11 protein-coding genes and 2 riboswitches are annotated in these 10,494 nt (G+C 34.6%); of the genes, 6 read left to right on the top strand and 5 right to left on the bottom strand.

All coding sequences use genetic code 11. The annotated features are described in order from the left end of the window. Window positions 1-539, bottom strand: a 539-nt coding sequence (locus Q7P22_RS00965; protein ID WP_303859674.1) for a M20 family metallopeptidase, incomplete at its 3' end; no start/stop codon positions are given. Window positions 540-963: 424 nt separating this feature from the next. Further along, window positions 964-1,137, top strand: a riboswitch (Lysine riboswitch). Between the two features lie 114 nt (window positions 1,138-1,251). On the opposite strand from Q7P22_RS00965, the gene Q7P22_RS00960 reads away from it, so the two are divergent. The 5 genes from Q7P22_RS00960 to Q7P22_RS00940 all read left to right on the top strand — a co-directional run bounded on the left by Q7P22_RS00960 (window position 1,252) and on the right by Q7P22_RS00940 (window position 6,058). Next, window positions 1,252-2,250, top strand: a complete 999-nt coding sequence (locus Q7P22_RS00960; RefSeq protein ID WP_303859673.1) for an aspartate-semialdehyde dehydrogenase — start codon at window positions 1,252-1,254, stop codon at window positions 2,248-2,250. 14 nt (window positions 2,251-2,264) lie between these two features. Continuing rightward, window positions 2,265-3,146, top strand: a complete 882-nt coding sequence (gene dapA / locus Q7P22_RS00955; protein WP_303859672.1) for a 4-hydroxy-tetrahydrodipicolinate synthase — start codon at window positions 2,265-2,267, stop codon at window positions 3,144-3,146. Between the two features lie 12 nt (window positions 3,147-3,158). After that, window positions 3,159-3,911, top strand: coding sequence for a 4-hydroxy-tetrahydrodipicolinate reductase (gene dapB, locus Q7P22_RS00950; protein ID WP_303859671.1), 753 nt, complete (start codon window positions 3,159-3,161; stop codon window positions 3,909-3,911). Between the two features lie 168 nt (window positions 3,912-4,079). Next, window positions 4,080-4,823: a 2,3,4,5-tetrahydropyridine-2,6-dicarboxylate N-acetyltransferase gene (dapD, locus tag Q7P22_RS00945; protein ID WP_303859670.1), complete on the top strand. Its 744-nt coding sequence runs from the start codon at window positions 4,080-4,082 to the stop codon at window positions 4,821-4,823. Window positions 4,824-4,852: 29 nt separating this feature from the next. After that, window positions 4,853-6,058, top strand: coding sequence for an aspartate kinase (locus Q7P22_RS00940; RefSeq protein ID WP_303859669.1), 1,206 nt, complete (start codon window positions 4,853-4,855; stop codon window positions 6,056-6,058). A gap of 232 nt (window positions 6,059-6,290) precedes the next feature. Here the strand turns inward: Q7P22_RS00940 and Q7P22_RS00935 are convergent, their stop codons facing one another. The 3 genes from Q7P22_RS00935 to pdaB all read right to left on the bottom strand — a co-directional run bounded on the left by Q7P22_RS00935 (window position 6,291) and on the right by pdaB (window position 8,915). Beyond that, window positions 6,291-6,956, bottom strand: a complete 666-nt coding sequence (locus Q7P22_RS00935; RefSeq protein ID WP_303859668.1) for a single-stranded DNA-binding protein — start codon at window positions 6,954-6,956, stop codon at window positions 6,291-6,293. 68 nt (window positions 6,957-7,024) lie between these two features. Further along, a complete protein-coding gene (locus Q7P22_RS00930) occupies window positions 7,025-8,089 on the bottom strand; it encodes a Mur ligase family protein (protein WP_303859667.1) in 1,065 nt (354 codons plus the stop codon). Window positions 8,090-8,135: 46 nt separating this feature from the next. After that, complete coding sequence (gene pdaB / locus Q7P22_RS00925; RefSeq protein WP_303859666.1) at window positions 8,136-8,915, bottom strand: polysaccharide deacetylase family sporulation protein PdaB; 780 nt, start codon at window positions 8,913-8,915, stop codon at window positions 8,136-8,138. A 403-nt stretch (window positions 8,916-9,318) separates the two neighbouring features. Between pdaB and Q7P22_RS00920 the strand changes: the two genes are divergently transcribed. Beyond that, complete coding sequence (locus Q7P22_RS00920) at window positions 9,319-9,846, top strand: DUF4364 family protein (protein WP_113920726.1); 528 nt, start codon at window positions 9,319-9,321, stop codon at window positions 9,844-9,846. Between the two features lie 128 nt (window positions 9,847-9,974). On the opposite strand, the gene Q7P22_RS00915 is transcribed toward Q7P22_RS00920, so the two are convergent. Continuing rightward, entirely contained in the window at window positions 9,975-10,127 is a 153-nt protein-coding gene (locus Q7P22_RS00915; RefSeq protein ID WP_113920727.1) for an aspartyl-phosphate phosphatase Spo0E family protein, read from the bottom strand. 161 nt (window positions 10,128-10,288) lie between these two features. Further along, window positions 10,289-10,375, bottom strand: a riboswitch (cyclic di-GMP riboswitch). Window positions 10,376-10,494 lie beyond the last annotated feature (119 nt).

The raw sequence follows: 10,494 nt of genomic DNA, 5'->3' as shown, positions 1-10,494 counted from the left end.
GCCATAAGAGGGCCAGGCTTGCACCCTATTGTCCCTTCTTCTACAGTAGGCATAATGTGACAGCCATATATTTTCTTTACCTTATACTTTTGCAAGATACCTTCTTTGATGATGATTTCTGCCCCTCCAGGACCTTCCTCAGCAGGTTGAAAAATAAGAAGCACATTCTTTTTAGGAGTAATGTGATTATCTACCATATACTTAGCCATCAAAAGAAGAATCGTCATATGTCCATCATGCCCACACCCGTGCATCATACCTTTATGAGTAGATACATATTCGCATGCGTTCTCCTCGTCTATAGATAATCCATCCATATCTGCTCGAAAGGCTATGGTTTCGTCCTTAGATTCTCCAGGAAAAAAAGCAATAATTCCAGTTGTCGCCACTTTCTCTATTGTCTTAATACCTAGATCAGATAAGTAATTGTAAATATACTCAGTTGTCTTGTATTCCTTAAATCCTTCTTCTGGAATTGTATGTAAATACCTTCTAACGGCAATTGCTTCAGACTCTAAATTTATAATACTGTCTCTCATATTTGCTCCTCCAAATTAATTATGAACATAAATAAGCCTCTTTCATACAATAGTAACAAAGACTTTTGTAGTTATTAAATATTATACCATAGGATAGTGTAGATTACCTCCACCCTTTGGGTGTCGGTCGTTTGGAGTAACACTTTGTTTGTCAAATCGCAAAGCGATGCAGGGAAACAATAGTGGCACCCATGTCAGACTTGCACAAGAAGACGAATAATAATGAAGTCTGATTGTTTGCAAGTTACGACTGGCACTTGCTCATAAAAATCAATCCGTTTTTTTGTGCAAGCACAAAAAAAAACGATTTGATTTTTGCGAGCCAATCTGCTGCTTCGTACATTATACCGTAATTCAATGTAAAAAAAATATAATTTTGTTTATTTTATATGCAATACCTGTTATAATATAAGTTAATTGCATACTTAACGATAGAGGCGCATTTTTTAAGAGTACTGCTCATGATGATATCAGGATCAACTGAATGAACAGGAAAGGAAAAAATGCCGAAGTAATTTTTTACCTGAATAAAAAATTTGCTGGGATTATTGTGAATAACAATAATACTGCCGTCAAACGATGGAGAGCTATCTGTAGTGTATGGTTTTATTTTTCTATAAAATTATACTTTAAACTTACAGCTAGTTTCTAGGAACTAGCTGTTTTCTTTACATTTAACTAATTATATTACTATATTATATGGAGGTTTCACATGAAAAAATTTAATGTAGCAGTGGTCGGTGCGACAGGAATGGTTGGAAATAAAATAATGGAGGTACTTGAAGAACGAAATTTCCCTATTGATCAATTTTATCCAATGGCATCTGCAAACTCTGCAGGGAAAAAGGTCCATTTTATGGGAAAAGAATATACTGTAGAAGAATTAAACGAGCATTCCTTTGACAAAGATATTGATATCGCTCTTTTCTCAGCAGGAGGCAGTACTAGTAAGAAATACGCTCCTATTGCTGCAAAAAATGGCGTTATCGTTATAGACAATAGCAGTACATGGAGAATGGATGAAAATGTACCTTTAATTGTACCTGAAGTAAATCCAGAAGATTTAAAATGGCATAAAAACATCATCGCCAACCCTAACTGCTCTACGATTCAAGCTATGGTTCCACTAAAAGCACTACACGAAACATATAAAATAAAAAGAGTTGTATATTCTACTTATCAAGCTGTATCCGGCTCAGGAGTTAAAGGTTATAAGGATCTTGAAGAAGGAAGCAAAGGAGAACCAAACAAATTCTACCCTTATCCAATTGCTTTTAATATATTACCACATATTGATGTTTTTGAAGAAAATGGTTACACAAAAGAAGAAACAAAGATGATTAACGAAACGAGAAAAATTCTACACGATGATAGCATTCGCATTACAGCGACAACTGTTAGAGTTCCTGTTTTTTACAGCCACAGTGAGTCCATCAATTTAGAATTTGAAAAAGACTTTGACTTAGACGAACTCATTGCATTGCTCGAAAAAACACCAGGTATCGTCGTCAAAAATGATATTAAAAATCTTCAGTACCCGACACCTTTAGATGTTGCAGGAAAAAATGAAGTTTACGTTGGCAGAATTAGAAGAGATGAAAGTATTGACAGTGGCGTAAACTTATGGGTTGTAGCAGATAATATCCGAAAGGGAGCTGCTACAAATGCCGTTCAAATTGCCGAAACATTAGTTCAAAATAATTTAATTTAAAGGGGTGTTGTAAAATGGCTATATTCGAAGGCTCAGCTGTAGCAATCGTTACTCCATTTAACACAAAGGATGAAGTAAATTACAATAAATTGGAAGAATTGCTGAATTGGCACGTTAAAGAAGGTACAGATGCCATTGTAATCTGTGGCACTACAGGAGAAACACCTACTACTAGCGATGAAGAACAACGACAACTTATAAAATTTGCTGTAGATGTAATTGATAAGAGAATTCCTGTTATCGCTGGTACTGGTAGTAACGAGACAAGGCAGGCCATTGAAATGTCTATGTTTGCAGAAAAAGTAGGAGCAGACGCGGTCTTAGTGATGAACCCTTACTACAATAAGAGTACACAAAGAGGGATTGTTGCACACTTTAAAGCAGTTGCAGATAGCATAAACATTCCAATTATTGTCTACAATGTTCCTAGTAGAACTGGTTTAAATATTACTGTGGATACAATGGTTGAATTAGCTAAAATCAACAATATTGTAGCTGTAAAAGAAGCAAGTGGAGATATTTCACAAGTAGCAGAAATCGCGCGATTAACTCCTGATGATTTTACTATCTATTCAGGCAATGATGACCAAGTTGTCCCTCTTCTTTCTCTAGGTGCAAAGGGCGTCATCAGCGTATCGGCTAATATCATTCCAAAAGACGTACACAATATGGTTGAGTACTATCTTGACGGCAAAGTCAAAAAAAGCCTAGATTGTCAATTAAAGATGAATGGTCTTAATAAAGCTTTGTTTATTGAAGCAAATCCTATACCTATTAAAGAGGCAATGAATGTAATGAGTATGGAAGTAGGTCACTTGAGAATGCCACTTCTTGAAATGGAAGAAAAAAATCTTGTAGTTTTGAAAAATGAAATGAGTACGTACGGCTTAATATAGGAGGCTAAAAAGATGATTAATGTTTTACTATCCGGCTGTAATGGTGCAATGGGCGATGTTTTACAAGAGTTAATCAATAATGAAGGGCAAATGCAAGTAGTAGCTGGCTTTGACCGCGTAAAAAATGAGAAGGCAAATTTCCCTGTCTATGTCAATCCAAAAGACTGTACAGAAAAAGTAGATGTAATTATCGATTTCTCTCATTACAGCGCTTATGAAAGCATATTAGATTACGCTTTAACGAATAAAATTCCACTAGTTATGGCCACTACAGGTCTGACAGAAGAAAATGAAGCATCGTTGATAGATGCATCAAAAATTATTCCCGTTTTCAGGACGGCGAACATGTCCATAGGAGTAAATGTTTTACTTGGTATTGTAGCAGAGGCGGCAAAGAAATTAGAAGGTTTTGACATAGAAATCATCGAAAAACACCATAATAAAAAGGTGGATTCCCCTAGTGGAACCGCTTTAATGCTTGCCAATGAAATTAATGGCGCTTTAGATAACAGCCTAGAGTTTACTTATGGAAGAGAAGGAAAATCTACTAAAAGACAATCAAATGAACTCGGTATCCACGCTATAAGAGGTGGTACCATTGCTGGAGATCATACTGTAATTTATGCTGGGGAAGATGAAGTCATCGAAATCAAACACAGTGCTTCATCTAAAAAAGTTTTTGCGAAAGGCGCGGTAAGAGCAGCTAAATATATTGCTGACAAGAAAATTGGCCTTTATGATATGCGCAAAGTGTTGGAGGGTTAGGAGCTATTTTAGCAACAAATCAACTAATATAAAACACTTATTACCTTCAAAATAAAGAGCGGTGAAGTCGCCGCTCTTTGTTTTAATCTAAAATATATATTATGTAGTATAATTTTGCTAAATATCCATAATTAATATTGAGAAAAAGTTTCTTGAAAGGAGTTTTCTATGACCTCGAATGATGAATTAAAAAAACGATTTGATTTCACAGATCCTTACGAATTAGCTAAGTACATTAAAGCAATCAAAAAAACTACACCTGTTAAGGCATACATAAAAGGCAATCTCTCAGCTAATGACTTGGAAGGATTAGAATATTACGGGAGCCCAGAATCCTGCGTAATTTTTGCAGAAATGGATATAGTAAAAAAAATCTTAGACAAACACAAAGGACAAATTGAATCTCACCGATTAGAGTATAATAGAAGAAATTCAGCTATTCCGATTTTAGATATTACGAGAATAAATTCTAGGATAGAACCGGGTTCTTTTATTCGAGAAGGCGCACATATTGGCAATAATTGCGTAATTATGATGGGCGCAGTTATTAATATTGGTGCACATATAGGAGACGGCACTATGATCGATATGAACGCTGTAGTTGGGGCAAGAGGTCAATTAGGAAAAAACGTACACCTAGGAGCTGGCGCAGTCATTGCAGGAGTCCTAGAGCCACCAAGCAAAACGCCAGTCATCATTGAAGACAATGTCTTAATCGGAGCAAATGCAGTAATTTTAGAAGGCGTCCATGTTGGAGAAGGTGCAGTCATTGCAGCTGGCTCCATTGTAACAAAAGACGTCCCTGCAGGTACTGTAGTAGTAGGCTCTCCGGCTCGGGTTATAAAGCAAAAGGATGATAAGACAAAACTCAAGACAGAATTATTAGAAGACTTACGCGGTAATCTTGATTAATTGTATTAGAACTTAGAGGGAGAATTTTTATGAAAATAGTAGTTCAAAAATACGGTGGGACATCTGTTGGTTCCATAGAGCGAATCAAAAATGTTGCCGGCCGCATTATAAAGAAAAAAGAAGAGGGCTACCACATTATTGTGGTCGTGTCTGCCATGGGTAAAAACACAGATCGGTTACTTGATATGGCATACCAAATATCTGAAAACCCACCAAAACGCGAGGTGGATATGCTCATATCAACTGGAGAACAAGTATCTATCTCTTTGTTGTCTATGGCTTTAAATGCATTAGAATGTGAGGCGATATCCTTAACTGGACCTCAGGTAAATATTAAGACCGTAGGCAATCACATGAAATCTAAAATCAGCGATATTGACGATACAATTTTAAGACATCATTTAAAAGATAACAAGGTCATCATCGTAGCTGGTTTTCAGGGAGTAAATGAACATAGAGATATTACCACACTTGGACGAGGTGGCTCAGACACATCTGCAGTGGCTATTGCTAGCAAACTGCAATGTCCTTGTGAAATTTACACAGATGTAGATGGCATCTATTCTACAGATCCAAGGTTGTATTCAAAAGCAAAAAAACTTGATAGTATCAGTTACGAAGAAATGTTGGAGATGGCTAGTTTAGGCTCTGGTGTAATGCATGGAAGAGCCATTGAGCTTGGCCAAAAGTACGGTACTCCAATTTACGTAGCTTCTAGTTTAGAAGAAAAACCAGGCACTATAATAAAGGAGGTTGCACAGATGATGGAAAGTACTGCTATTACAGGCATGGCGATAGATAATAATGATGCAATAATTACTTTGGATTATGTTCCATATAGCATTCAAGTAATCTCAGATATTTTTAATCGACTTGCTAAAAAAGACGTTAATATTGATATGATTAGTCAAACATCTCCTAGGGATAACTCTGTTAGTGTTTCTTTTACTGTGCCTAAAACCGAGTTAAAAGAAGCAAAAGAGGTATTATCGTATTTCGAATCAAAATACCCTGAAATCAGAGTAAATATAAAAGAAGATATTACTAAATTGTCTGTAGTAGGCATCGGCATGAGAAGTCAATCTGGTGTAGCAGCCCGAATCTTTGCTCTACTTGCCAAAGAAAATATTGAAATTGACATGGTGACTACTTCTGAAATTAAAATCTCATACGTGATTAATCCGGAAAACCAGCAGAGAGCAATTCAAGTTATTGCAGAAGAGTTTGATTTATAATGACGCCTATGACCCGTTACCAGTGCTCTAGGGTCAAGTCTCACAGGTCAAAAATTCAAACTTTGCATATTCTTTACTCAATAAAAAACACTCATATGAATGCCCCAGGTACCCTTTACCTGGGGTTTATTAGTATTTAACGATTTCTATACTTAACAGCAGAACTCATCTCCATTACTATTCTATTGAAGTATTATGCATCATCATGCATGTAGATTTTATGTATTAATATTTACTCTTGCTCAGCGTCTAAGTACTCGTTCTCCTCCTCATCTACTTTAGCTAATTTTGAGATGGATACCTCGTAAGCTATCTTTTCAATGACTTGGCCATCTAGAAACTTCTTTTCATATTTTCTACTTTGAATTCTCCCCCAGATTTTCAAATGATTTCCTACTTCTATATTTTTTGCATATCTTGCATTTCTTCCCCATGTGATACAGGGTATATAATCTGATTTATTATACATCCTGTTTACCGCTAGGAGAATATCACAAATCTCTCTGCCAAAAGGAGTTTCTCTATACACTGTAGGTTTGCAGATGTATCCGTCTAAATAAATATAGTTTGGATTGCTTTTTTCGTCGCTATTTTCGTCATAGGGTTCGATGTCTTTAGCAAAAATATTTAAGATGAGCTTGCTCTTCTCCTCTATCTTTTTATTATACGACCTTAATTGTCCCTTTATATATACCTTATCTCCTTGTGCAACATTCTGATCGGTCAAGAGCCGCTCTGATACAATTATTGGTAATTGATCTACATTTTCGCTTAACCGAGGGACTTCAATTAGTACACCATAAAAATCTTCTCCAAATACGGTATGGCTATATTCAAAGTCACTGACTATCTTACCGATCAGTACGACCTTGTTGCTTTCTATTAAGTTGTCTGACATAGTTGTTTTCTCCTTTCTAGTACAAACAAAAAGTTATCATGAAATATTATATTCACTTGTCTTTCAATTTAGAACAATCTATGATGAAAACCAATACAGACAATCAATGAGTCTTCGCCGTTTCGTAGTGCATCTTTGCCAATAAACTGCTTTACATCACTGTAGTATTTAAAATCAATATGATTTTTTACAAGTGCATCGGCTAAAATATCTTTTTTCTTATTATCTAAGATTTTTTTTCTCTTCCCTACAGCATACATATTGGCATTTCTAATATATGAAAAATCCTCCAGAAATTCTTCTAGGGCTCCACTTAAGATGCCCTCGAGATTTTCCATAGAAATGACAATATGCAAGTGTTCATAATAGATATACTGAAATGTTTCAAAAAGCATCTTAATAGATCGGTTATCTTTTGCCATATCAAAAACAAAAGTCATGTCCTTGTATTTTCGAAGCTCTAGTCTATTTTGTATTGGTTCTATACAAGTCAAAGCCTTTACAGACTCCTCTATATTTATATCAAATAACAAAGCTGTCGTAATAACAGCTATTGTATTGTATATATTTTGGTAACCGAGCAAATTGCACACAATGGGCATTTCTTGTATCATTACTTCCTTGCTACCGGCAGATAAAATACCTCGTTGTAAATAATAATTGTATTCTATTCTGCCTTCTGAAACATATATAGTAGATGCTGTAACTGTGCTTTTCGAATTTAGACCATAAGTTATGACGTATAGATTCGATATTCCTTTAATGAGTTCTAAACTACCTTTACTATCTGCATTTAGAAGTACAGATTTTGCATTGCAAATAAGGCGCTTATACCCCTCTAAAACATCCTTGTTTTTGCTTTTATCCATTGCGCTTAGGATAACACAATCAAAAGCCATATCAAAAAACATGGTATTATCGTGTATTTCCACCAATAGAAATTCTACATCATTTTTTTTCATTTCTTCAATAGCTTCCATCCAAGCTATATCATTTGGCAATTTATTTTTGTTCATTCGTAAACCCAAATCACCTAAAGAAGCAACATTTCTTTTGCCGTAAAACAAGATATGCTCTAAGATATAAAGAATTGATGTTTTCCCATGAGTTCCTATCATTCCTATTGTTTTCATGAATTTCTCCTACGTATTTCCATTTTAGTTTAGTATATGTAATATCTTAATTTTTAACATTATTCTGAATTTGTTTTCCCGTATGATCCATTGTATAATTTTCCTTATAAATGAGTTCAGAAATAGGCACAATAGTATAACCTTGATCTTTTAGCTCTTTAATGATTGTTGGCAAAGCTTGAGTAGTATACTCTGCATTATTATGGAAAAGGACAATGGATCCTGGCTTTACATTAGATACTACACGATTGACAATTTGCTCAGCGCCTTCGTTTTTCCAGTCTAGAGAGTCTACATCCCACTGAATCGTATAGCCACCTAATTCCTCAACGGTTTTAATCAAATCGTTGTTATAAGCACCAAAAGGCGGTCTAAATAAAAAAGTGTCTAACTCTTTGTACTTACCAATCTTTTCGTTTGTACTATTGAGCTCTTCTTTCATTTTATTTTTGTCTAGTTTGGTCATATCTGGATGTGAACTAGAGTGATTCCCAATTTCATGCCCTGCATCTGCAATGGCTTGAACTTGTTCAGGGTACTTGTCAACCCACATGCCTACTAAAAAGAATGTAGTCTTAATGTCCTCCTTTTTTAATATATCCAATATTTCTTGAGTAAATTCGTCACCCCAAGCAGCATCAAAGGATATGGCTATGGTTTTATCCTCCTTGTCTACACTGTATATTGGCAATAACTTCTCCTGTGCATTAAAAACAGATGCTAGTCCTTCTCCTTTTGAAGTCATAAAAACTAATGATAAAATGATTACAACTAAAATCGCTGCTATGATGACCATTGTTTTTTTAGATAGAAAATATACCTTCAAAGGTATCCCCCTCCCATTATTTTATCTATTATTTAATAGTATTTAGAAATGTCCCAGCTTATTCATCTTTTATAAAAAATAATCTTATAAGATTTCTTTTTCCTATTTACATAATTCGCTTGTTTTTAACATTTAAACTTCCTATAATGAAAGTTACGATTATATGCTTTTTCTGTTATAATGTTCGAAACAGCAAGTGCCAGTCGTAACTTGCACCCAATCAGACTTCGCTATCACTCGTCTTCTTGAGCAAGTCTGACATGGGTATCACTAATGCTTCTCTGCATCGCTTCGCTCTTTGACAAGCAAAGTGCTATTCTAAACGACCGAAGCTGCAAAGCAACTAGGGCAATCTGTGGCTTATTGTGATATAATATAACTAATAAAGGGGCTGATTTGCGTCATGTATTTCGATTCTGAAAATATTTTAGAAAACAAATTAATCATCTTATTTGCTTTGTCTCAATTCAACATACCTATGACAAAAGAGCAAATAACACAGATCATATTAGAAAATGTACAAATCAGTTATTTTGATATTCAATTCCTGATTGAGAATCTTAAAACAGATGCGTTTATCTATGAAATGTCGGAGGCTGGAGTATCTTATTACTCTATCTCTGAGCCAGGAAGATCTACACTTAAACTCTTTGAAAGTAGAATCCCAACTTATATAAAAGAAATTATCACAATGTTCATCTCTCAAAATAAAGACAAAGTACTTAGACAGGTAAAATATCAATCTTCTTATGTAAAACAGAGCGATGGAGAATTTATTGTAAACCTAGTATTGTTAGAAAATGAAGTCTCTTTAATTGATATAAAGCTCAATGTTGTGAACAAAAATCAAGCAGAATTCGTATGTTCAAATTGGGAAAAAAACGGGGATAAACTATACACTCAGCTCATCAATACTTTAATACATGAGTAATATAGAGACATTGTCTTAAAAATAGACATTGTCTTTTTTGTAATCAGAATAAAAATTATATTTTTGACGCATGATAAAAAAGACATAAAGAGATATAAGAGAACATGGAATATTTTGCACTAGTAAAACTACTGATCTTCAGTCATACTTTCGTAGATTAACTTGTCTAGTTTCTGACTAATTTCAATGACTTCGGGTCTTAGAAGATTATCAGTATTTTCTTCGATTAATTTATTCATCTGATTCTTTAATTCCTTAATGCAATCATATACATTTTCCATCTAAAACCTCCCCTTCCGCATATCATTAATCATAAAACAAAATTCGATAATTTTCAACGCATACCATTTTTCATTTTTCGACACTGCCATCTATAGTTGAGGCTCTATACAGTAAAGTAATCATTAAAAAAACCACTCAAAACATATATTCAAATATGCGTTTTAGTGGCCGAACGATCTTTGCTACCCTTGAGCTTTAGACTCTGGCTTTGCGTCACTAGCTTTCACTAGTTTTGCCTTTTTAATTCGACATAAATATTGTATATTATAATTTTAATACAACAGCCTGTCTATAATACCACATGCTCATAGTGTATTTTGTCGAAATCAGCATGTAATTTACCATTTCTAACTATTATTTACAATT

It is taken from the genome of Alkalibaculum bacchi (assembly GCF_937875145.1).
Lineage (GTDB): Bacteria > Bacillota > Clostridia > Eubacteriales > Alkalibacteraceae > Alkalibaculum > Alkalibaculum bacchi_A.
This window is presented reverse-complemented; position numbering and strand designations above follow the sequence as displayed.